A 22,214-nucleotide genomic window follows, 5' to 3' on the forward strand; every position below is an offset into this window, starting at 1 on the left:
GTCCGACACACAGGTTTGCGCACCAAAAGTTATCAAGATCACACGTTAGCTTGGCGTGTCACAAGCGATTTCGAGTCTCTGATCCACTTTGGATGCAGCGCACTGCGATTATTTACTGAAATTGGCTGCAGGACAATTACTTTCGCGCTGCGCTAGCGTAGTTTCACCCGACGGCAGCACCGGTCAGCAACCAAATGCATTGCGCCCGTGAAGAAATAGCCTCAGGCGTGCGACAGGCTATGCGAATCGGCATCGGAGATCACGACTCGTTGCGAATCGACCCGAGCGATCAACGCGGAGATGCCCCGTTCGCCGGCAGCGACGAGATCGTCTACCACAGCGGCCAATTCGGTGCGATACACCGCCGCCAGGTAGTGATTCGTGCCGTCCCACGGCAACACGATGTCGGCGTCCACCGCGGCCGCACGGGCGACCAGCACGTCGATCACGTCGGGGTCGAGTAGCTCCGCATCAACGGAGCACACGAACGCGTACTTCTCCCCGGCCTCGGCGGCGGCGCGAAGCCCACGGCCGACGGCGGACAGCTGTCCGTGCCCGCGCACATCGTCGCGCACAACCTCTGCCGGGAGCTCCGGCACCGACTGTCCTGGCGAGGTCACCACGAAGACGGGCTGGCACCGCTCGGCGACCACGCTCACGACGTGCTCGACCGCCGTTGTGTGCCCGTCGCGAATCTGCTTGAGCGCCTTGGCGCGACCCTGCCAGGGCGAGGCGCCCGCCGCCAACACCACGCCGGCGAGCGAGGCCGGCTTACCCGTAGCGGTCATCTCAGTTCACAGTCCAGGTGTCACGGCCGTGCAGCAGCGACTGCAACGCGGCACGGTCGGAAGGCTTGGATTCCTGCGCGGCCTGGATCTGTGACCGCGCGGCGTCGTCGTAGGTGGGCCGGCTGACCTGACGGAAGATCCCCATCACCGTGTGCTCGAGGTTCTGCTGCGAAAGCCGCGACAGCGCGTAGGCGTAAGCGGAGTCGTCGGCGTGCGCATCGTGCACGACGATCTCGCTGGCCTTGACATCGGCGGTCTTGGCCACTTCGAGTCCGAAGCCGGATCGCACGACGCAGTATTCGTCGCCCGAGCCGAAGACGATCGGCTCGCCGTGGTGCACGCTGATCACCCGCTCTTCGGCGCCTTCTTTACGCAGCGCATCGAAGGAGCCGTCGTTGAAGATCGGGCAGTCCTGCAAAATCTCGACGAGCGCCGAACCCCGGTGCGCGGCTGCGGCACGCAGCACCTCCGAGAGGCCCTTGCGGTCCGAATCCAGCGCGCGGCCAACGAAACTCGCCTCGGCGCCGAGGGCCAGCGATACCGGGTTGAACGGCTGGTCCAGCGAGCCCATCGGCGTCGACTTGGTGACCTTGCCGATCTCCGAGGTCGGCGAATACTGACCCTTGGTCAACCCGTAGATCCGGTTGTTGAAGAGCAGGATCGTCAGGTTGATGTTGCGGCGCAGCGCGTGGATCAGGTGGTTACCACCGATCGACAACGCGTCGCCGTCGCCGGTGACGACCCAGACGGACAGGTCTTCCCGCGACAGCGCCAAGCCCGTGGCGATCGCCGGCGCACGTCCGTGGATGGAGTGCAGGCCATAGGTTTCCAGGTAGTACGGGAACCGGCTCGAGCACCCGATGCCGCTGACGAAGACGATGTTCTCGCGCCGTAACCCCAACTCGGGCAAGAAGTTTCGCATCGTGTTGAGAATGACGTAGTCACCGCAGCCGGGGCACCAGCGGACCTCTTGGTCGCTGGTGAAGTCCTTGGCCTTCTGCGGTTGATCCGTGGTGGGCACGCGGCCGTGCCCGGACAGCATGTCCGTCAGGCCGAGGTCTGTGCCGATCAGGTCAGTCATGTGCAACTAGCTCCCTGCTCCAACCGTGGCCGCCGCCAATCTCGCGACCATTGTCTTGTCTTGCTCGATTTCGGCCAGCGTCCCGCCCAACGCTGCCCGGATGACGCGTCCGATCTCGTCGGCCAGGAACGAGACGCCCTGAACCTTCGTGACGGATTGCACGTCGACCAAATACTTTCCGCGCAGCAGCAGCGCCAGCTGACCGAGGTTCATCTCCGGGCACACCACCTGCGGGTAGCGCCGGAGCACCTCGCCCAGGTTGGCCGGGAACGGGCGCAGGCTGCGCAGGTGCGCGTGGGCGACCTTGATGTCGTTGCGACGCGCGCGCCGGCACGCCTCCCCGATCGGACCGTAAGAGCTACCCCACCCGATCAGCAGCAGCTCGGCGTCACCGGTCGGATCGTCGACCACCAGGTCGGGAACCGAGATCCCCTCGATCTTCGCTTCGCGCAGCCGCACCATCAGGTCGTGGTTGGCCGGATCGTAGGAGATGGCGCCAGTCCCGTTGGCGGATTCCAGACCACCGATGCGGTGTTCGAGCCCTGGAGTTCCCGGAATGGCGAACAACCGGCCGAGCGTCTCCGGGTCGCGGGCGTAGGGCTGGAACGGTTCGTCGGGGTTGGCGAAGGTGTGCTGAATGGGTTGCAGCTCATCGACATTCGGGATCCGCCAGGGCTCGGAGCCGTTGGCGATCGCGCCGTCCGACAGGATCACCACCGGGGTGTGGTAGCCCACCGCGATGCGCACCGCCTCAAGCGCGACGTCGAAGCAGTCCGAGGGCGAACGAGGAGCCAGCACGGCCACCGGCGACTCGCCGTTGCGTCCGTAGAGCGCCTGCAGCAGGTCGGCCTGCTCGGTCTTGGTCGGCAGACCCGTCGACGGCCCACCGCGCTGGACGTCGATGACGATCAGCGGCAACTCGGTCATCACCGCGAGGCCCAGGGCTTCGGACTTCAGCGACAGCCCCGGCCCCGAAGTGCTGGTAACGCCGAGCGCGCCGCCGTAGGAGGCGCCCAACGCGGCGCAGATACCGCTGATTTCGTCCTCGGCCTGGAAGGTCAGCACGTTGAAGTTCTTGTGCTTGGACAGCTCGTGCAGGATGTCCGACGCGGGCGTGATCGGGTAGCTGCCCAGCATGACCTGGAGGTCGGCCAGTTGACCGGCCGCGACGATCCCGTAGGCCAGCGCGGTGTTGCCCGAGATCTGCCGGTATTCACCAGGCGGCAGCTTCGCCGGCGCCACCTCGTAGGTGACCGCGAAGGCCTCGGTGGTCTCGCCGTAGTTCCAGCCCGCCTTCAGCGCCAGGACGTTCGCCTGGGCGACATCGGGCTTGCGGGCGAACTTCTCGTTGATGAATCGCTCGCTGGCCTCGAGCTCGCGTCCGTACATCCACGACAACAGACCGAGCGCAAACATGTTCTTGGCGCGCTGGCCGTCCTTCTTGGTGGCTCCGATGACCTCGACGGCGCCAAGGGTCAGCGTGGTCATTGGGACGGCTTCGACCTTGTAGTCGGACAGCTCGCCGGTCTCCAGCGGGTTGTTGTCGTAGCCGACCTTGGCGAGGTTGCGTTTGGTGAACTCGTCGGAGTTGGCGATCACCAGCCCGCCGATCGGCAGGTCGGTGATATTGGCTTTCAGGGCCGCGGGGTTCATCGCGACCAGGACGTCGGGCCGGTCACCGGCGGTCAGAATGTCGTAGTCGGCGATCTGAATCTGGAATGACGAGACGCCGGGCAGGGTGCCCTGCGGAGCGCGGATCTCGGCCGGGTAGCTCGGTTGGGTGGCCAGGTCGTTACCGAAAAGCGCTGCCTCGGAAGTAAATCGGTCACCGGTGAGCTGCATACCATCACCGGAGTCGCCCGCGAAACGGATGACGATCTTCTCTAGCTTCTCCGGCTTTCTCCGGCCGGGGCGCGCAGTGTCGGCTCCGTTTCCGTTCGGACCCACGTCGCCGCCTCCCGTAGCTGTTCACCGCCCCGGCATGTGGTCGAAACCGGGGCGAATCGTCCGAGTACCGCCCCGACCGATTTTTATGTCACTGGCGGTACCGATTATTGCACTTCTCTTAGGGATTCATGGACGGTCGTCCATGCCTCCACGCTACCGCTTCTCGGCCAAAACGCGAGGTCAGACACACGCGGTCAATATCAGCAAACGCGAAGTGTGGTGTTCGTCACTTTTGTCGGGCTGCGAAGTCTAAGAATCGAAGTTACGCGTGAGTAACATTTGCTAGCGATCCGCCTCCCCCATTTGGGGGAGGCCGCCAGCCTGGGCTAACCCACCTTTCCGGGCCCTCTTGGGCCCGGTTTCGGGCATGGCCGTGGCGTACAGCGTCAGGCCGGTGGCGGCGATAATTCCCAGCGAAATGAAGGCCGCACGGTAGCCCGCGACTACCACAATCCAGCCGGCCAAGATATTCGACAACGCGGCGCCAAGGCCCCACATCGTCGTCAATGCGCCGAGGCTCACGTTGAACCGTCCGGTGCCGTGCGTCAGGTCCTGCACGACGAGCGGGAACAGCGCGCCGAAAATGCCGGCCCCGACGCCGTCGAGAACCTGGACGCCGACCAACCAATAGGGGCTGTCGGACAGCGTGTAGAGGAATCCCCGCACGGTCAGGAACGCGAACCCGATCAGAAAGATCCGCTTGCGCCCCCAGCTGTCGGCCTTGGCGCCGGCCAGGTATGCCATCGGCACCATGACCACTTGCGCGGCCACCACGCACGACGCCATCAGCGCGGTGCCGACGTCTTTGTTCTGCAGGGCCAGCACCTGTCCGACGAGCGGCAGCATCGCGGCGTTGGCGAGGTGAAAGGTGACCATGGCAGCAGCGAAGATCAGCAGCCGGCGATCGCGGAACAGCACCGCGAAACCCGACGGCCGCGGGTGGGCCTCGCCGGCCGCGTGATCCATGCCGCGGGCCCGGTCGTGGTCGATCGCCGCGCCCGGGATCGACAGCGTCGCAACCATGCTCAGCGCGGCCATGGCGGCCAGCACCCAGAACACGACCACTGGGCCGAATCCGTATGCCAATCCCCCGGTGATGACACCGGCGGTGGCATTGCCGGCGTGGTTGAACGACTCGTTGCGCCCGATGCGGCGGGAGAAGCGCCGGGCGCCGACGAGGCCCAGCGTGATCGCGGCCAGCGCCGGAGCGAACACCGAGCCGGCGACGCCCGTCAGCGCCTGCAGCACTGCGATGGCCGAAAAGTGCGGAAACAGCGGCATGGCCAGCGTTCCGCCCGTAACGGCCACCGCGCCGGCCACGATCAGCGCACGCTTGGCCGACGTGCGGTCCACCAGCGCACCAACCGGTGTCTGCGCGGCGATCGCCGCGATGCCGCCGGCCCCCATCACGAAGCCGATCGAAGCCTGATCCCAGTGATGCGTCAGCAGCAGGTAGATCGACAGGTACGGCCCTAGGCCGTCGCGCACATCGGCCAGGAAGAAGTTCGCCAGATCAAGCGGGCGAGAAACCCGAGCCGGTACCGCGTCAGCGGCCTCGGCGCTCAAGGGTTATCGGGCTGCTACGCGCTCTTGTCGCGGCGCTCGGCACGCGAAGGCTTGCGCGGCACGATCGTCGGCAGCACGTTGTCCTGCACGGTCTCCTTGGTCACCACGACCTTGGCGACGTCGTCGCGGCTGGGGATGTCGTACATCACCGGCAGCAGGACTTCTTCCATGATCGCGCGCAGCCCGCGGGCCCCGGTGCCACGGTGGATCGCCTGCTCGGCGATCGCCTCCAGGGCGTCCTGGCTGAACTCGAGTTCGACGTTGTCCATCTCGAACAGCCTGGTGTACTGCTTGACCAGGGCGTTCTTGGGCTCCGACAGGATCTTGACCAACGACTCCATGTCCAGGTTGGTCACCGAAGCGACCACCGGCAGACGCCCGATGAACTCGGGGATCAGGCCGTACTTGATCAGGTCTTCGGGCATGACCTCGGCGAAGTGGTCCTGGGTGTCGATCTCGGCCTTGCTGCGCACTTCGGCGCCGAAGCCGAGGCCACGCTTGCCGATGCGGTCGGACACGATCTTCTCCAGCCCGGCGAAGGCGCCGGCCACGATGAACAGCACGTTGGTGGTGTCGATCTGGATGAACTCTTGGTGCGGGTGCTTGCGACCGCCTTGCGGGGGCACCGAGGCCTGCGTGCCTTCCAGGATCTTCAGCAGCGCCTGCTGGACACCTTCACCGGAGACGTCACGCGTGATCGAGGGGTTCTCGCTCTTGCGGGCGATCTTGTCGACCTCGTCGATGTAGATGATGCCGGTCTCGGCGCGCTTGACGTCGTAGTCGGCGGCCTGGATCAGCTTGAGCAGAATATTCTCGACGTCTTCACCGACATAGCCCGCCTCGGTCAGGGCGGTGGCGTCGGCGATCGCGAACGGAACGTTGAGCATCTTGGCCAGCGTCTGGGCCAGGTAGGTCTTTCCACAACCAGTGGGTCCCAGCATCAAGATGTTGGACTTGGTCAGCTCGACGGACTCGCTGGAACGGGACTCGCGCCCCTTCTCACCAGCCTGGATACGCTTGTAGTGGTTGTATACCGCGACGGCCAGGGTGCGTTTGGCAGTGTCCTGGCCGATGACATAGCCCTCCAGGAATTCCCGGATCTCGGCGGGCTTGGGCAGTTCGTCAAGTTTTACGTCGTCGGCGTCGGCGAGTTCCTCTTCGATGATCTCGTTACACAGATCGATGCACTCATCGCAGATGTAAACGCCAGGCCCCGCAATGAGCTTTTTGACCTGCTTCTGGCTCTTCCCGCAGAACGAGCACTTCAGCAGGTCACCGCCGTCTCCGATGCGCGCCATGGTGCTGGGGGCCTACTTCCTGTTCACCGTCTCGATGGTGCTATGTCGCGTGTATTGACCGACGCTACCCGCTTGCTCCACGGCGATGCGACCGATAGAGGTGAATCGCGTCGGTGATATTCGTGTTGTGCGTCCAGAACATATCGCCTCGGGCGGTCCTATGCTCGGCGGGCGCGCCGCTGTGTCGCGCCCGTTATACGACTGAGTCCGACGTGCCCTACGTGGAGGCCTGTCGGTTCCGCCGCACTCGACGTTACGCGTTGATCGCCAACGGTGGTGTGACGACCGCGCTGAACTACCCTGCGCGGCAGCCGGTTAGGCGGGCGACGCGGAAAGCTTGCGGTACTCCAGGACCGTGTCGATGATCCCGTAGTCCTTCGCCTCGGCGGCAGTCAGGATCTTGTCCCGGTCGGTGTCCTTGCGGACCGTCGCGGCGTCCTTGTTGGTGTGGCGAGCCAGCGTCGTCTCCATCAGAGTGCGCATCCGCTCGATCTCGGCGGCCTGGATCTCCAAGTCGGAGAACTGGCCCTGGATCACCCCGGACAGCGACGGCTGGTGAATCAGCACCCGAGCGTTGGGCAGCGCCATCCGCTTCCCCGGGCTGCCCGCAGCGAGCAGCACCGCCGCGGCCGAGGCGGCCTGTCCCAGGCACACGGTCTGAATGTCGGCACGGACGTACTGCATCGTGTCGTAGATCGCCATCAGCGACGTGAAACTGCCGCCGGGCGAGTTGATGTACATGGTGATGTCGCGGTCGGGATCAAGCGACTCCAACACCAGCAACTGCGCCATGACGTCGTTGGCCGAGGCGTCGTCGACCTGAACCCCGAGGAAGATGATGCGCTCCTCGAACAGCTTGTTGTACGGGTTTGACTCCTTGACGCCCCAGCTGGAGTGCTCGACGAAAGACGGCAGGATGTAGCGCGCCTGCGGCTGGATTTCGGGGTTCATTCTGCTTCTCCACTGATGTGAGCGGCGCGGGTGATGATGTGGTCGACGAATCCGTATTCCAGCGCTTCCTGAGCGGTGAACCACCGGTCGCGGTCGGAGTCGGCCTCGATGCGTTCCTGGGTCTGGCCGGTGAACTCGGCGTTGAGCCGGAACATCTCTTTCTTGATGACGTGGAACTGCTCGGCCTGGATCGCGATGTCGGCCGCGCTACCGGTCACCCCGCCCAGCGGCTGGTGCATCAGGATCCGCGCGTGCGGCAGCGCGTAGCGCTTGCCTTTGGTGCCGGCGGCCAGCAGGAACTCGCCCATCGACGCGGCCATGCCCATGGCGTAGGTGGCGATGTCGCAGGGCGCCAGCACCATCGTGTCGTAGATCGCCATCCCGGCGCTGATCGATCCGCCGGGCGAGTTGATGTAGAGGTGGATGTCCTTGGTCGCGTCCTCGGCGGCGAGCAGCAGGATTTGTGCGCACAGCCGGTTGGCGATGTCGTCGTCGACCTGTGACCCCAGGAAGATGATGCGCTCGGAGAGCAGACGCTCATAGACCGAGTCGGTGAGGTTCAGACCCAGCGCGCTGCCGCGCATTTCGTTCCCACGGCTCACAGTGGGTTACCTACTTTCTCGAGTTCCATATTCACCGACACTAACCAACCCCGACTCCTCAGCACTCCCCGAAGCGCCCGCGTTCGCTCACAGCGTCACTTCGTGTCGCCTGACGGCTCCTCGGATGACTCTGCATCTTCGTCGTCTTGGGCGTCGCGGCTGCCGAAGAATTCGGAGGTGTCGATCACGTTTCCATCGGTGTCGCTGACAGTCGCGGCCTCGACGGCGGCGGCAATGGTCTTGCCACGGCGCACGTCGGCGAACATCGCCGGCAGCTGGTTTTGCTGCTGCAGGTAGCTCAACAGCTCCTGCGGCTGAATCCCGTACTGCCGCGACGTCGTCACCAGCCGCTCGGTGAGGTCGTCCTGGCCGACCTGAATGTCGAGGTCGTCGCCCAGCGCATCGAGCAGCAACTGCGTCTTGATGGCCTTTTCGGCCTCGGTGCGGGCGTCGGCGTCGAACTTCTCGCGCGTCGTGCCCTGCTTCTCGAGGGCCTCGGCGAGCTTGGCCTCGTCGTGGTTGAGCCCGTGCAGCGCGTTGTGAATGGTGTTGTCCACCTGGGCCTGCACGATCGCTTCCGGCAACGGTATCTCGACGCCGTCGAGCAGCGCCTCGATCGCGGCCGTGCGGATCTGCTCGGCCTGCTGCACCCGCTTGACCCGGCTGACCTGTTCGGAGAGGTTCGCCTTCAATTCGTCGATCGTGTCGAATTCGCTTGCTAGTTGGGCGAATTCGTCATCCGGTTCGGGCAACTCACGTTCCTTGACCGTCACCACGGTGACCGTGACCTCGGCCCCCTTGCCGGCGTGCGGGCCGGCGGCCAGCTCGGCGGTAAAGGTCTTCGACTCGCCGGCCGACAGTCCGACGATCGCGTCGTCGAGACCTTCGATGAGCTGACCGGAGCCGACTTCGTGCGACAGACCCTTCGTCGACGCCTCGGGCACGTCCTCGCCGTCGATGGTCGCCGACAGGTCGATCGATACGAAGTCGCCGGTCTTGACGGGCCGCTCGACGCCGGTCAGGGTGCCGAACCGGGCGCGCAGGTTCTGCAGCTCGGTGTCGACGTCCTCGTCGCTGACCTTGATCGGGTCGACGGTGATCTTCAGTGTGCTGAGGTCGGGCAGGGCGAAGTCGGGCCGCACGTCGACTTCGGCGGTGAAGACCAGCTCCTCGCCGTACACCTTCTTGGTGACGTCGATCTCGGGCTGGCCGAGGGGTCGCACGTCGACTTCGGTGACCGCCTGGCCGTAGCGGCTCGGCAGCGCCTCGTTGACGACCTGGTCGAGGATCGCCTCCTTGCCGACTCGGGCCTCCAGCAATTTCGCGGGCGCCTTGCCAGGACGGAAGCCCGGCAGCCGGACCTGCTTGGCGAGCTCTTTGTAGGCCCGGTCGAAGTCCGGCTTAAGTTCCCCGAACGGCACCTCTACGTTGATGCGAACCCGGGTGGGGCTCAGCTGCTCGACGGTGCTCTTCACGGGTGTGCTCCTTGCTTGTGCTGATGTGACGTGCCAGTCGGGGTGACAGGATTTGAACCTGCGGCCTTCCGCTCCCAAAGCGGATGCGCTACCAAGCTGCGCTACACCCCGCGGTGACCACGCGATCCTACGGCCACGGTTCGCCAGGCCTGTGTGCTGGTCTCACGACCTGAACACAGGACGACAACATTTGGATTTGATGTCTGCCGCGCCGTAAAGTCTCGCTCGACTCAATACACGCGGGCGTAGCTCAATGGTAGAGCCCTAGTCTTCCAAACTAGCTACGCGGGTTCGATTCCCGTCGCCCGCTCCACACGGACCAGCGCGCCCTCGAGCAGGTCCTTTTTTCGCTGGGCGTAATCCTCCTCACTGAGCATCCCTTCGGCGCGCTGCCGGGCGATGGCGCGGATCGCGGCCACGACACCCGTGACGACGGGCCGCGGCGCCTTTGCGGCTGCGGCCGGCACAGGCAGCCGCGCGTGAGTGACGGGTGTGGCGTTCTCGTCGACAGCGGGGCGCGGCCGTCCGGCCATGGCCTGCCCCATCATCGCCGCTTCGACCTCTGCCGCCGCCGTGGGCGCTGCGGTGACCGGGGTGGTCAGCGCGACGGCACGAACCTCAGGCGCGGCTACCACCCAGCTCGGCGGCACCGAAAGTTTCCCGACCATGTCCGCCTCACCCAGAGCAGCTGTTGCCGTCGGCGCGGACAGCGCGCCGGCGGGAGGGTTGGGAAGCGTCGCCGGAAAGGGTTCGACACTCGCCGGCCCGGATTCCGGCCACGCTTCTTCGCCGTTGTAGTGGCTGAAGGTTTCGTCGTCCGGGATACCCGACAGGGTGGTGAACACAGACGGCGGAACTTCGGCGAATCCGGTGAGCGCGTCCACCGGCGCCAGCACGAGAAGGGCGGCGAGATCGCCCGGCGAATTCACGAAGATTGCGATCAGGCTGGCCAACAGGCCGAGTTGTTCTCCTTGTGCCGGCGTCGCCAACGCCGACAGAGCTTGCGGCACAACCGATATGGCGCTAGGGGCGACATCGTCCGGAGGGCTGAACGGCGTCAGCACGGCGGCAGCGGCTGACGAGCCCGCATAGTTGTACATCGCCATCGCGTCCTGAGCCCACATCTCGGCGTAGAGCGCCTCGGTAGCTGCGATCGCGGGCGTGTTCTGTCCCAACACGTTGGTTGCCACCAACACCACCAGCAGGCTGCGGTTGGAGGCAACCTCCGGCGGCGGCACCGTCGCCGCGAATGCCGCCTCGTAAGCGGCAGCAGCCAATCGAGCCTGAAAGGCGGACTGCTGGGCTTGCGCCGCGGTGGTGCTGAGCCACCGGACGTGACGTTCGGTGGCGACGCTCATCGCTTCGGACGACGGGCCCGACCAGACCGTTCGAGTGAGTTCCGACACCACTGATCGGTATCCGACGGCCGCCGTGTACAGCTCGTCGGCCAAGTCGTCCCAGGCCTGAGAAGCGGACAGCATCGGCCCCGGACCCGGCCCGGTGTACATCCGAAGTGAGTTGATTTCCGGCGGGTAGATCCCGAAATCTGTTGGCACGCTGACCTCTTTGAGACGACTGATGCGTTCGCCTGATGGCGGTGGGCGTTTCAGAGACCTAGCAGCCGCTTCCTCTGGTGGAGATATTCGTCGTTGGTCAGAAGTCCCTCGTCAACGAGCTTGGCGAACTCGCGGAGTTCAGCCGCTACGCCGGTCACCACTGCCCGGTGATCTTCCTGCGCGGCCGCCTCGTTCATCGGCCGAGCTCCGCTGAGGGCCGCCCGGGCATGCTGCGCTGTCCTTCCCGCCCCGGCGCCGACGGCGTCGGCCATGATCCGGCCGGCCATCCCGGCCAGTGCCATCTCGCCGAGCGTGCCGCCGAAACCGGCCTCTGCCTCGGGAACGGCACTGGCGGCGGCAGCAGTCCCCGGCAGGGTGTAGGCGACGGGACGCACCTCCGACGTGCCGGCAGTCCAGGTAGGCGGCACGGACATGCCGCCGATGATGCGGGCCTCACCGAGGCCGACTTCGACGCTCCGCGCCGGCACCGTGCCCGCCGGCAAATTGAGCAACGGCGCCGGGAACGGCTCGACGGGTGCCGGGTCGGTGCCCGGATAGGGCTCCTCACCGTTCCAGCCGCTGATGATCTCGTCGGTGTGAAGGCCAACCCCGGTGCCGACGAGGGCGACTGGAAAACCGATGATCCCGACCACGTTGGCAGGTACGGCGATGAAAAGGGAGTAGAACGCCGGCACCGCCAACAGGACGGTGAAGAAGTCAGCCACGAGGGCCAACAACTCCGCCTCGGCGCCGCTCGGCAGTGCGCTAGACGCGGCGGAAAGGGCTTGCCGCGCATTGCCTTCGACGGCGGTGCTGACGTCGTCGGCGGCTTGCTCGACCAAGCCGGCCGCATTGGTGGTCCGCGGCGGCGGGTCGAACGGTGTCAGCACCGTGGACGAGGTCGACGAGGCGGCATAGCCGTACATGGCCTCCAAATCCTGAGCCCACATCTCCGCGTACTCGGCTTCGGTAGCCGCGATCGCGTGGCTGTTTCTGCCGATCAGGTTGGTCGCGACCAGCGTCATCAGCTCAGCGCGGTTGGCCGCCACCACCGGCGGCGGGACCGTTGCGGACAACGCCGTTTGATACGCGGCCGCCGCGGACTTGGCCTGCATACAAGTCTGTTCGGCCCGCACGGCGGTGGCCCGCAACCATGCCGCGTATGTGGACGCAGCCGCGCTCATCGACGCCGACGCCGCCCCCAACCAGGGGCCGCTAGTGAGTTCCGCCGTGACCGCTCGATACGAATCCGCTGCCGAGTGCAGTTCATCGGCGAGCGCACCCCACGCCCCGGCCGCAGCCAGTAGGGGCGCCGAACCGGGGCCGGTGTACATCCGGGCCGAGTTGATCTCAGGCGGATAGCTCACGAAATCCATGCCCGCTACTCCTTCAGATCACCGCGGTTGGCACCGTCGTTCGCGCGCCGCCGGGGTTCTTGCCCGGGGCAGCACGATCGTGTGCGTGATATCGATGCCGGCGCCCTCGCTGGTCATGAGCATCGAAACCGGCTCACCCTGGATGCTTGCCCGCGAACTACGCCGAGGCGTTTTCCAAGGCCGTGATGTCCTTGGACGGCTCAGCTACCTGTGCCCACGGCTCGATCAACTCGTCACGGTCATCAGGTGAAAGCGATTCGGAAAGCGAAAGCCAAGGACGAGGCATAGGAGCACCCTTGCAGGGGATCACCGCCCCTGGGCTACCTCGTCCGCTACTTCAGGGGAACCTCATAAGTCATGGTCGTGCGGGCAGGCCATCATCGATCTCACCCTGGTCTCGCTCGCCGTCAATCCGCGTAGTGCGACGACCCGCGCGGATCTGTTTGCACTGGACCACTTTTCGCGCGCCTAAAGTCCGGCAGCGCCAGAGCTGGTCTCAATCCCCGACGGACGGAACACGCCGAGGAGAGGCCGGTGTGCCAATCGATTACCCGACTTCTCCAAGAAAGACTTGAGAAGTCGCCGAGGTGTCCCGAGCAACCTGTGAAGGCCAGCCACAACCGTCTGCCGCCAGCTGCTTTTCTCGGAAGGACACCGTCATGACCGCAACACCTCCACCTCGTCGCCTGAGCCGACGGGCCAGAATCACCCTCGTCGTCGCGGCGGCTTTGCTTGTCGTCGGCGCCGTCATGGCGAGCATCGCCGCTCTCATCGGACATCAGGCGTCGAAGCCGCGTGCGGTGTCGTACGCGTCTCAGGTCTTGCTGCCGTTCATTGACCTCGCAATCCCGACCGGCATCGCGGTCGACAGCGCGAGCAACACCTATGTCACCGACTACTCCAAGCACCAGGTGTGGAAGCTCGCGAAGGGCGCGACCGTTCCTACACTGATGCCGTTCACCGGCCTCAACAACCCCAACGGTGTGGCGGTGGATCCAGCGGGCAATCTTTACCTCACCGATGAGGGCAACAATCGAGTGCTGAAACTGGCGCCCGGCCAGAACACTCCCACCACGCTGCCGTTCACCGGTCTGAACCACCCTGGTGCTCTTGCGTTGGACCCGCGGGGCAACCTGTACGTCGCCGACTTCTCCAACAGTCGGGTACTGGAGCTGGCCACCGGGGCAAACGCCCCGACCGTGCTGTCGATCCCGGGCCTGAAGCACCCGCAGGGAGTAGCGGTGGACGGCGCCGGCAGCCTCTATGTGACCGACCGCGGCAACACGCGGGTGCTGAAGCTGACAGCAGGATCAAGCACTCCCATCGTGTTGCCGTTCCCCGAAGTCACAGACCCGCACGGTGTGACGGTGGACGGACGAGGCAATGTCTACGTCGCCGACACAAGGGGCCAGCGCGTGTGGATGCTGGCCGCGGGTTCGGACGCTGCGACCGTGCTGCCGCGACGCACCAAGTTGGGCGGTGGCCCTGGCGGCCCCTTTGCGGTGACGGTGGATGCTGCCGGAAGCCTCGACGTCACCGACGCCAGCAACGGCGGGGTCTACCAGCTGGAGCCAGGGGCACAGCACCTGACCGTGTTGCCGTTCTCGAATGTGGCCAGCCCGAACGGGCTTGCGGTGTCCTCCGGCGGCGACCTCTACCTCACCGATGACCGACACGTGTCGAAGCTGACGGCGGGAGCGAGTGCTCCGACCGTCGTGCCGTTCACCGGCATGAACATCGGCGAAGGTGTAGCAGTCGACCAGGCGGGCAGCGTCTACGTGGCCGACCAGAACAACCACCGAGTGCTGATGCTTGAGCCCGGTGCCGAGAACCCGAAGGCGCTGCCGTTCACCGACCTCGAACGCCCCGAAGGCCTCGCCGTCGACACGGCCGGCAACGTCTACGTCGCCGACTTCGACAAGAACGAAGTGCTGAAACTGGCCGCCGGGACGACCAAACAAGCCGTGCTGCCGTTCACCGGACTCGACCGTCCGAAGCGTGTCGTCGTCGACACGAACGGCACCGTCTACGTCACCGACTACGGCAACAAGCGGGTACTGAAATTGGTTGCGGGAGAAGGCAATCAATCTGTGCTGCCGTTCACCGGACTCGGTGACCCCGACGCCGTCGCGGTGGACGCCGACGGCAGCATCTACGTCACCGATTACCACGACCCGTGCGCGGCGTCCAAGCGGCCGTGCTTCTCGACCGAAGGCGGCCGGGTGCTGAAACTGGCAGCGGGCGCAAACGCTCAAACGGTGCTGCCGCTGCACGGACTTTCTCGGTCCTGGGGAATAGCGGTGGACGGTGACTTCAACGTCTACGTCGCGGACAGCATCAACGGCCGGGTGCTCGAGCTACCGGCGAAAAGGAGTCAGCCATGAACCGAAGCCGCGCTGTTGGCTTAACCGTCGACTCCGATTTCGAAGGTGAATTCATGGTCGCCGATGCGAATGCGGTCACCGTCGTCCAACGTTGCGCTGCCACGAATCCGGCTGCCCCCCAACTCGACTCCGTTGGCGGATCGAAGGTCGGTAATCACGAAGCTGGCGCCGGTGTCGACGATCATCGCGTGGTGGCGGCTGACCATCGCATCGTCGAGAACGATGTCGTTGTCGGGCAGGCGCCCGATGCGGGTGGCGGCACCGCGCAGCGGATGACTTCCGCCTGCTGCGTCGCGTAGTAACGCGACTACCGATTGCCGGGAAACGTTGGTGCGCCGCTGGAGTGTGGCGACGGCGCGTTTGGCCGTCGCTCGGGCCACGCGGCTGACGTCGAGCGGCTCCTGCCGAAGGATCCGCTGATGCAGATCCTGCAATGTCGGTCCGGGGTCGATGCCCAGCTCATCGGAGAGTGTCGCCTTCAACCGCCGATACGCTTCCAGGGCGTCGTATTGCCGCCCCGCCAGGTAGTAGGCGGTGATCAGCTGTGTCCACACTGGCTCACGGTAAGGATGCTCAGCCGCAAGCGATTCCAGCTCACTGAGTACGGAATATGTGCGGCCGCAGGCTATTTCAGCGTCCGCGCGTGCAGTCTGCGCGACCAACCTGTCTTCCGCCAGCGCCACGCCGAAGGCGTCGACGAACTCATAGTCACGCAGGTCTTCCAGGACCGGTCCGCGCCATTCGGACAGCGCTGCAGACAGGTGGCTGCTGGCCTGCTCGAAACGACCGTCGGCGGCGGCTTTCATCCCGGCAGTGTGCTCGATAGTGAAGCGGCCGATATCGCAAGCGGCGTCAGGCACGTTCAGCCGATATCCCGGGTGAGCTTTCTGCAGAACCGCCGAGGAATCGACGCCGGCGTTGCTCAACAACCGCCGGATATTGGAGACGTATGTGTGCAAGCTCGCCCGTGCCTCCGGCGGCGGACCTTGCGGCCACGCGGCGTCTATCAAGGACTCGATCGCGACGGGGCGGTTTCGACTGATCAGCAACAGCGCCAACACCGCCCGCTGCTTGGGCGCGCCCAACGCCATGTCGGTCCCGTCGACGTTGATCTGCAACGTCCCCAGGAGGCCGAACCTCAAACCGGAGGTCACGACTCATTGTGGGCCGTCGACGCGGGCTGCGCACGGTCATTGACGATCCAAACCAGAGCGCCTCGTTGACAGTCACCGAGCGGTGTTCGATGGTCATCACGTGAGCACCAGGTCGGATTCGCGCTGGAGGCGGCGTGTGTGGCTCATCGCCGGCACCGCAGCGCTTGCGACGGCGGTTCTGGCCGCCGGCGTTATCGTCGGGCGCCGCCTCGGCGCTCACGAGGCCGTCATGGATCCTATGACCCTAACCGCCGAATTCGCCCAATTGGAGCCGACGCTGCACGCCGTCGTCGGCATCGAGGTCAGTGCCGTCGGTGCCGCACAGACTCCAATAAGGCTGGGACAGTGGCAAAGTGGCCCTGCCTGGTCGACGATCAAGGTTCCCATGGCAATCGCGGCGCTGCGCGAGGAGAGGCCGCCGCTGGTCACCAGCGCGATGACAGCCGCTATCACCGAATCTGACAACGTGGCGGCAGAAGCGATGTGGGCCGGCCTTGGCGATCCGGTTACCGCCGCGCACAAAGTGGACGACGTCTTGCGACAGGCGGGCGACCCGACGATCGTCCAGTCGCAAAAAGTACGGCCCGAGTTCTCCGCCTCCGGTCAGACGGAATGGGCATTGGCCGACCAGATACGGTTCATCTCAGTCGCAGTGTGCGACAGCGCAAATGATCCGATCTTCGCATTGATGGGGCGGATCCAACGGGACCAACGCTGGGGCATGGGCAGCGTTCCTGGCAGCCGATTCAAAGGCGGATGGGGCCCGTCGGAAACCGGCGGCTATCTGGTGCGGCAGATGGGTGTAGTCGCCAGCCCAAACGGAATGGTCGCCATCGCCCTAGCCGCGCAGCCTGCCTCCGGGAAGTTCGAGGACGGTACCGCGGCGCTCACCGAGATGGCCGGGTGGCTGGCCTCGCACCTCTCGGCCCTACCGGCGGGACGCTGCGGCCGCTGACAGGGCCGCGCCGTCACCACAAATAGACGCGAGCGTTGTTTCCCCCGATGCAGGTGATCCAGCTGTCTCCGGGGGTCTGTTGGCAATGCATGAGGAAGTTCGAGCCATTGCACAACGCACCGGGCACCGAGGCGCAGTCCACCGCCCCCGGCGCCGAAACGGCGCGCGGTAGCGGGCTGGCATTGCCGTACTCGGCCCAGTAGGAATTCAGCACGCTCTTGGCGAACAGGCATGACGTTTCGGGTGTTCCCCGCCCGCCGCGGGAGCCGAATCCGGTGGTGGTCGGCATTGAAAACCCCCGATCACAGGACTGATGCAGGCTGCTCAGGTCCGGTCCCGTCACCAGCGGCGGCAGTGCAGAGATCGGCTCCGTAGTCGCGGGTCGGCCAGATTTGCCGCTGGCCAGCAGGCCGATCACCACACCGATGCCCCCGAGGATCAGCGCCGCGGCCACCGCGATCACCGTCGGCAGCACCCACCCGCGGCGGCGTTGACCCGGTTCGCCGCCAGGGACCAACGCCGTGGGGTCGGTGACCGCTCCCCCGGCCGGTCGAGTGACGGTGGCACCCATGGCCATCGCGGGGGCGCCCGCGGTCTGGGTCGAGCTGGCGGCGGTCTGCAGCGCGCGCTGGGCCGCCCGGCCAAGCCCGCCGGCGGATCCATACCGATCGTCGGGGTCCTTGGCCATGCCACGCGCGATCACGTCGTCGAATGCCACGGGCAGGCGCGCGTTGGCCTCGCTCGGCCGCGGAGGCGGCGAGGCGATGTGGGCCGCGACCAGATTTTCCAGACTGTCACGGGTGAAGGGAATCTGCCCGGTCAGCGACTCGTACAACACACACGCGAGCGAGTAGACGTCGACGGCGGAGGTGCTGTCCTGGTTGCGAAACCGTTCGGGCGCCATGTAATTCAACGTGCCAATCTGACTTCCAGCCGTTGTCAGCCGGGTCTCGCCGCTGCCCTCGGCGATGCCGAAGTCGACCAGGTACGCGAAATCGGCCGGTGTGACGATGATGTTCTGCGGCTTGATGTCCCGATGGATCAAACCCTCGGCGTGGGCCGCATCCAGAGCGGCGCCGACTTGACTGATGATGCTCACCGCCCGCGACGCGTCCAGCGGACCCTTTTCGATCATGTCCAGCAGGGTCTGCCCGTGCACCAAACGCATGTCGATATAGAGATTTCCGTCGATCTCGCCCCAGTCGTGGATCGGGATGACGTGCGGCTCTTGCAAGACCGCCGCCGCGCGAGACTCGCGCTGGAATCGCCTCCGAAAAGCATCGTCGTTGGAAAACTGCTCGGAGAGTATCTTCAGCGCGACGGTGCGTCCCTTGTCGCTGTCGTAGGCCTCGTACACCTCGCCCATCCCGCCTTTGCCGAGCAGGCCGGTAATGCTGTACTTGCCGAACGTCGTACCGACGCGCGAGTCCACGGCAATCCCCTTGTTCCCTTAGATATCGACCGCAGTATCTCCCCGCGGCCGCCTTCACGCGACCGTTTGCTCTTGCAAGTTGCCCTTGCAACCCCGTCACAAGAATTCGCCGAGAATCAGTTGAGAGTCCCGCAAGGCCTGCGCCGCAGCCTTGACGTGACCGGCCATCGCGGCCGGCGTTCACGCGGGAAGGATCCGACATGATGAAGAGCGCAACGCTCGCGATGTTCGCCGCGGCTACGGTTGCCGCAACCGTCGGCTTTGCGACGACCGCCCACTCCGAGCCGGACGCTTCACCGGCTGCCCATGGCGTCGAGGCGCCGATCGGCGCCGTTCCCTGGTCGCAGGTCGGCCCGGGCTGGATGCTCGCGATGTGGAGCCCAGTTTCCGGCCGTCGCCCGGGTGAGAAAGCGCCCGCAGGAGAGCCGACATACGAAGAGGCCGCCACGACGCTGTACCTGGTCGACCCGGCGGGCGGCCGCTATGCGATCGCCACGTTCCCGCCGCCGGGCAAAAGTTCGACGCCACACTTGATCGACTGGTCGGGCGATGGCCGCCGAGCCCTGTTCGCAACCGAGGTACACGACTCGACGGTCCTGACCGAGGTCGATCTGCACACCGGCGCGCACACCACGTTCGCCGTCGACGGCAACTATTTGAGCCCTCGCTACAGTCAGCCCGATGGCAAGGCTGTGCTGTTATCCCGCTGGGGCTATGCCCCGCAAAGCGGCTCACTCGAGCGGGTCGACCTCGCCGGCAAGCACCAGCTGACCTACCCGGTGGGGCCGGATTTCCACGGGTATATCTCCACGCCGGACGGCACACAGCTGGTGGTGGGAACCGCCTCCGGCCTTGCCCTTATGGGCAACAACGGAGCTGCCGGCAAGGCGCTGCCGATCGCGGGCCAGACGCACTGTGCTCCGACTCGGTGGTGGGACGCCGCCTCGACGACCGTCGTCGCCCGGTGCGATACCACTCCCCAAACGCAACTGTGGCTGGTGCCCATCGACGGCGGGAAACCGACCGCCCTGACCGCGCCGAACGACGGGCACAAAGGCCCCGATTACGGCGACATGACCGCTTGGCAACTCCCGTCAGGCACGTACCTGCAGGCCGCAGGCGCGTGCGGCGTCATTTTCCTCGCGAAGCTGAACGCCGACGGTACGACGTCGCCAGTGTCGGTGCCTAACACGCGGGGCAGCGTCCGTGTCATCGGCGCCAACGGCGGACACCTTGAGCTCCAAGGCAAGGCTGGTTGCGGCGGCGGCGAGGCGCTCCTCGACTACAACCCCGGTGCCGGCTCCACAACTGTGCTGCTCGGCCCATCCGTCAACGGCGGCGGCGTCACCACGGCGGTGCCGTATCCGGGACAACGGTGAATGTCCGACTAAGCTGAGTGCGCTCTACGCGCCTTCGCCGGCCGAGCGGTCGGCGAGGCAAACCCCGGCAAGCTGAGGAGGCTGACCGATTCAGCATCCAAGCGCCACGGCTGACATCGAGATACACGGCTCATGCGAGACGCGTTTCGACGGAGTGCGCGAGGCGTTCGAACAGAACTTCTTGCAGGGCAAGGAAATTGGCGCTGCGGTCGCCGCATGGGTCGACGGGGAACTGGTCGTCAATCTCTGGGCCGGAATGGCCGACGAGGCCGGCACCAAGCCGTGGCAGGTGGACACGCTGTCCACCGTGTTATCCGGAACCAAAGGCCTGACCAGCACGTGTGTGCATCGACTCGTCGAACGCGGTGAGCTCGATCTGAGCGCGCCGGTGGCACGGTACTGGCCCGAGTTCGCCCAGGCCGGCAAGCAGGACATCACGCTCGGCATGGTGATGAGCCACCGATCCGGCGTGATCGGTCCGCGTCAGCGTATGGACTGGACCAAGGTCACCGACTGGGATTTCGTCTGCGAACAGCTGGCCGCGGCCGAGCCGTGGTGGGAGCCGGGAACAGCGCAGGGCTACCACATGACCACCTTCGGCTTCATCCTCGGCGAGATCTTCCGCCGCGTCACCGGTGGCACGGTGGGTCAGTACCTGCGCACCGAGATCGCCGAACCGCTGGGCGCCGAGATCCACGTCGGGACGCCGCGCAGCATGCAGCACCGATGCGCCGACCGGATCGACAAGCCGCACATCCGCAAGATGCTGGCCGATGTCAACGCCCCCGGCTACCCCACCACGCTGAACGAGCACCCCAAGGCGGGCTTGGCCGTGTCAATGGGGTTCGCTCCGGATGACGAGGTCGGTTCCAACGACCTGGATCTCTGGCGTGAACTCGAATTCCCGGGCACCAACGGCCAGGTATCTGCGCTCGGGCTGGCGACGTTCTACAACGCTCTCGCGCAGGAGAAGCTGCTCAGCCGCAAGCACATGGATCTGGTCCGGGTCTGTCAGGGCGGGCTGGAGTCGGATCTGGTCCTTGGTCCGCGCGTGGCCGACCACGGCTGGGGGTTGGGCTACATGCTCAACCAGCGCTGCGTCAACGGGCCCAACCCGTGGATCTTCGGCCACGGCGGTCTCGGCGGTTCGTTCGGCTTCGTCGACCTGGAGAACCGGATCGGCTACGCCTACGTGATGAACCACTTCGACCCGACCAAGGCCAACGCCGATCCGCGCAGCGTCGTCATGAGCAACGAGATCTACCGGGTCCTCGGCGTCAAAACCGATTGAGCCACAGGCTTTTACGAGTCGCCGCCACCTGCCGAACTGCCGCCGCCCGAATCGCCCCCGCCGCCCGAGTCACTGCTTCCCGACGCGCCGCCGCCGGAGTCGCTGGTGCCGCCCGAGTCACTGCTTCCCGACGCGCCGCCACCGCCGCTTGAGTCGGATCCCGGCGATGGTCCACCGGCGTTCGACGATCCGCCGCCATCCGGCGCGGGGGCGCCGGCATCCGGACCGGACGCGCCCGGCCCGGCGTCGTGTCCGCCGGGCTCGGTACCTCCCGGTCCCCCGGGCTCGGTACCACCGGGTCCACCGGGACCATGCCCACCCGGACCGCCGGGTTCACCGGGACCTCCCGGTCCCCCGGGGTCGTGTCCACCAGCGCCTCCCGGCTCGCCAGGGCCACCCGGCCCGCCCGGACCACCGGGTCCGTGGCCGCCGTGACCGCCGTCGCCACCGTGACCGCCGTCGCCACCGTGACCGCCGTCGCCGCCATGTCCTCCGTCGCCGCCATGTCCTCCGTCGCCGCCGTGTCCGCCGTGCCCGCCCTCGCCGCCATGGCCGCCGTCGCCGCCCTGACCTCCGTCGCCCGGCCCGCCGGGCCCACCCGGGCCGCCGGGGTTACCAGGACCCCCAGGTCCCCCGGGGTTACCGGGGCCACCAGGGTTACCGGGGCCACCAGGGTTACCGGGGCCACCAGGGTTACCGGGGCCACCCGGGTGATTAATGATCGGCGGCGGTCGCTGCACGATCGTCGGCCCGTTGTTGATGATGGTCGGGGGTAGCACGTTGCCGTGGCAGGAGTTCCAGTCCCAGTTGATGCCCCACGACGGGTCCCAAAAATCACCCGGGCACCAGTTCGCTCCCGGTGGTAGCGCGTGGGCCTCGGGCACGCTGCCCAGACCGGTAAATCCCAACGCTGCGGCGATCGCTGCCGACGCGATCGCGCTGCCGGCGAACTTGTTCATGGCTCATAGATACGCCGTGA

General features: G+C 66.0%; 17 protein-coding genes and 2 tRNA genes. 5 read left to right on the forward strand and 14 right to left on the reverse strand.

Going from position 1 to position 22,214, the window contains the following annotated elements:
- Positions 1 to 221 precede the first annotated feature (221 nt).
- The 9 genes from mobA to A5658_RS22610 form a co-directional block, all read right to left on the reverse strand.
- Complete coding sequence (gene mobA / locus A5658_RS22570) at positions 222 to 788, reverse strand: molybdenum cofactor guanylyltransferase (protein WP_067340371.1); 567 nt, start codon at positions 786 to 788, stop codon at positions 222 to 224.
- Position 789: 1 nt separating this feature from the next.
- Positions 790 to 1,869: a 2-oxoacid:ferredoxin oxidoreductase subunit beta gene (locus A5658_RS22575; RefSeq protein ID WP_067340373.1), complete on the reverse strand. Its 1,080-nt coding sequence runs from the start codon at positions 1,867 to 1,869 to the stop codon at positions 790 to 792.
- Positions 1,870 to 1,875: 6 nt separating this feature from the next.
- Positions 1,876 to 3,816, reverse strand: a complete 1,941-nt coding sequence (locus A5658_RS22580) for a 2-oxoacid:acceptor oxidoreductase subunit alpha (RefSeq protein WP_067340376.1) — start codon at positions 3,814 to 3,816, stop codon at positions 1,876 to 1,878.
- A 282-nt stretch (positions 3,817 to 4,098) separates the two neighbouring features.
- The gene (locus A5658_RS22585; RefSeq protein ID WP_067340378.1) at positions 4,099 to 5,382 is read right to left on the reverse strand and encodes an MFS transporter; all 1,284 of its coding nucleotides are present in this window, start codon (positions 5,380 to 5,382) and stop codon (positions 4,099 to 4,101) included.
- Positions 5,383 to 5,396: 14 nt separating this feature from the next.
- The gene (gene clpX, locus A5658_RS22590) at positions 5,397 to 6,680 is read right to left on the reverse strand and encodes an ATP-dependent Clp protease ATP-binding subunit ClpX (protein ID WP_067340380.1); all 1,284 of its coding nucleotides are present in this window, start codon (positions 6,678 to 6,680) and stop codon (positions 5,397 to 5,399) included.
- A 315-nt stretch (positions 6,681 to 6,995) separates the two neighbouring features.
- Positions 6,996 to 7,631, reverse strand: a complete 636-nt coding sequence (locus tag A5658_RS22595; RefSeq protein ID WP_067340382.1) for an ATP-dependent Clp protease proteolytic subunit — start codon at positions 7,629 to 7,631, stop codon at positions 6,996 to 6,998.
- Positions 7,628 to 8,215 (reverse strand): ATP-dependent Clp protease proteolytic subunit, encoded by a 588-nt coding sequence (locus A5658_RS22600; protein WP_067340384.1) that lies wholly within the window; start codon positions 8,213 to 8,215, stop codon positions 7,628 to 7,630. The genes A5658_RS22595 and A5658_RS22600 overlap by 4 nt, the downstream gene beginning before the upstream one ends.
- A 113-nt stretch (positions 8,216 to 8,328) precedes the next feature.
- Entirely contained in the window at positions 8,329 to 9,708 is a 1,380-nt protein-coding gene (gene tig, locus A5658_RS22605) for a trigger factor (RefSeq protein ID WP_067340387.1), read from the reverse strand.
- Between the two features lie 37 nt (positions 9,709 to 9,745).
- Positions 9,746 to 9,819, reverse strand: a tRNA-Pro gene (locus A5658_RS22610).
- A gap of 128 nt (positions 9,820 to 9,947) precedes the next feature.
- On the opposite strand from A5658_RS22610, the gene A5658_RS22615 reads away from it, so the two are divergent.
- Positions 9,948 to 10,021, forward strand: a tRNA-Gly gene (locus A5658_RS22615).
- On the opposite strand, the gene A5658_RS22620 is transcribed toward A5658_RS22615, so the two are convergent.
- Together A5658_RS22620 and A5658_RS22625 are read right to left on the reverse strand one after the other, a co-directional pair.
- Complete coding sequence (locus tag A5658_RS22620; RefSeq protein WP_231997415.1) at positions 9,990 to 11,264, reverse strand: PPE domain-containing protein; 1,275 nt, start codon at positions 11,262 to 11,264, stop codon at positions 9,990 to 9,992. The two genes, A5658_RS22615 and A5658_RS22620, sit on opposite strands and share 32 nt — an antisense overlap.
- A 50-nt stretch (positions 11,265 to 11,314) precedes the next feature.
- The gene (locus tag A5658_RS22625; RefSeq protein ID WP_067340390.1) at positions 11,315 to 12,640 is read right to left on the reverse strand and encodes a PPE domain-containing protein; all 1,326 of its coding nucleotides are present in this window, start codon (positions 12,638 to 12,640) and stop codon (positions 11,315 to 11,317) included.
- A 659-nt stretch (positions 12,641 to 13,299) separates the two neighbouring features.
- Between A5658_RS22625 and A5658_RS22630 the strand changes: the two genes are divergently transcribed.
- Positions 13,300 to 15,024: an NHL repeat-containing protein gene (locus tag A5658_RS22630; protein WP_082993368.1), complete on the forward strand. Its 1,725-nt coding sequence runs from the start codon at positions 13,300 to 13,302 to the stop codon at positions 15,022 to 15,024.
- Positions 15,025 to 15,044: 20 nt separating this feature from the next.
- Here the strand turns inward: A5658_RS22630 and A5658_RS22635 are convergent, their stop codons facing one another.
- Positions 15,045 to 16,178: a BTAD domain-containing putative transcriptional regulator gene (locus A5658_RS22635; protein ID WP_067340395.1), complete on the reverse strand. Its 1,134-nt coding sequence runs from the start codon at positions 16,176 to 16,178 to the stop codon at positions 15,045 to 15,047.
- A gap of 229 nt (positions 16,179 to 16,407) precedes the next feature.
- Here A5658_RS22635 and A5658_RS22640 point away from each other — a divergent pair, with 229 nt between their 5' ends.
- Positions 16,408 to 17,133: a hypothetical protein gene (locus A5658_RS22640; protein ID WP_231997416.1), complete on the forward strand. Its 726-nt coding sequence runs from the start codon at positions 16,408 to 16,410 to the stop codon at positions 17,131 to 17,133.
- Between the two features lie 13 nt (positions 17,134 to 17,146).
- Here A5658_RS22640 and A5658_RS22645 read toward each other — a convergent pair whose 3' ends face one another.
- Positions 17,147 to 18,565 (reverse strand): serine/threonine-protein kinase, encoded by a 1,419-nt coding sequence (locus tag A5658_RS22645; RefSeq protein WP_067340402.1) that lies wholly within the window; start codon positions 18,563 to 18,565, stop codon positions 17,147 to 17,149.
- A 200-nt stretch (positions 18,566 to 18,765) separates the two neighbouring features.
- Between A5658_RS22645 and A5658_RS22650 the strand changes: the two genes are divergently transcribed.
- The gene (locus A5658_RS22650; RefSeq protein WP_067340405.1) at positions 18,766 to 19,944 is read left to right on the forward strand and encodes a hypothetical protein; all 1,179 of its coding nucleotides are present in this window, start codon (positions 18,766 to 18,768) and stop codon (positions 19,942 to 19,944) included.
- A 115-nt stretch (positions 19,945 to 20,059) separates the two neighbouring features.
- The gene (locus A5658_RS22655; protein ID WP_067340408.1) at positions 20,060 to 21,235 is read left to right on the forward strand and encodes a serine hydrolase domain-containing protein; all 1,176 of its coding nucleotides are present in this window, start codon (positions 20,060 to 20,062) and stop codon (positions 21,233 to 21,235) included.
- Between the two features lie 11 nt (positions 21,236 to 21,246).
- On the opposite strand, the gene A5658_RS29000 is transcribed toward A5658_RS22655, so the two are convergent.
- Complete coding sequence (locus tag A5658_RS29000) at positions 21,247 to 22,194, reverse strand: hypothetical protein (protein ID WP_156751609.1); 948 nt, start codon at positions 22,192 to 22,194, stop codon at positions 21,247 to 21,249.
- Positions 22,195 to 22,214: the final 20 nt, after the last annotated feature.

The organism is Mycobacterium sp. 1245111.1 (assembly GCF_001673405.1).
Classification (GTDB): domain Bacteria; phylum Actinomycetota; class Actinomycetes; order Mycobacteriales; family Mycobacteriaceae; genus Mycobacterium.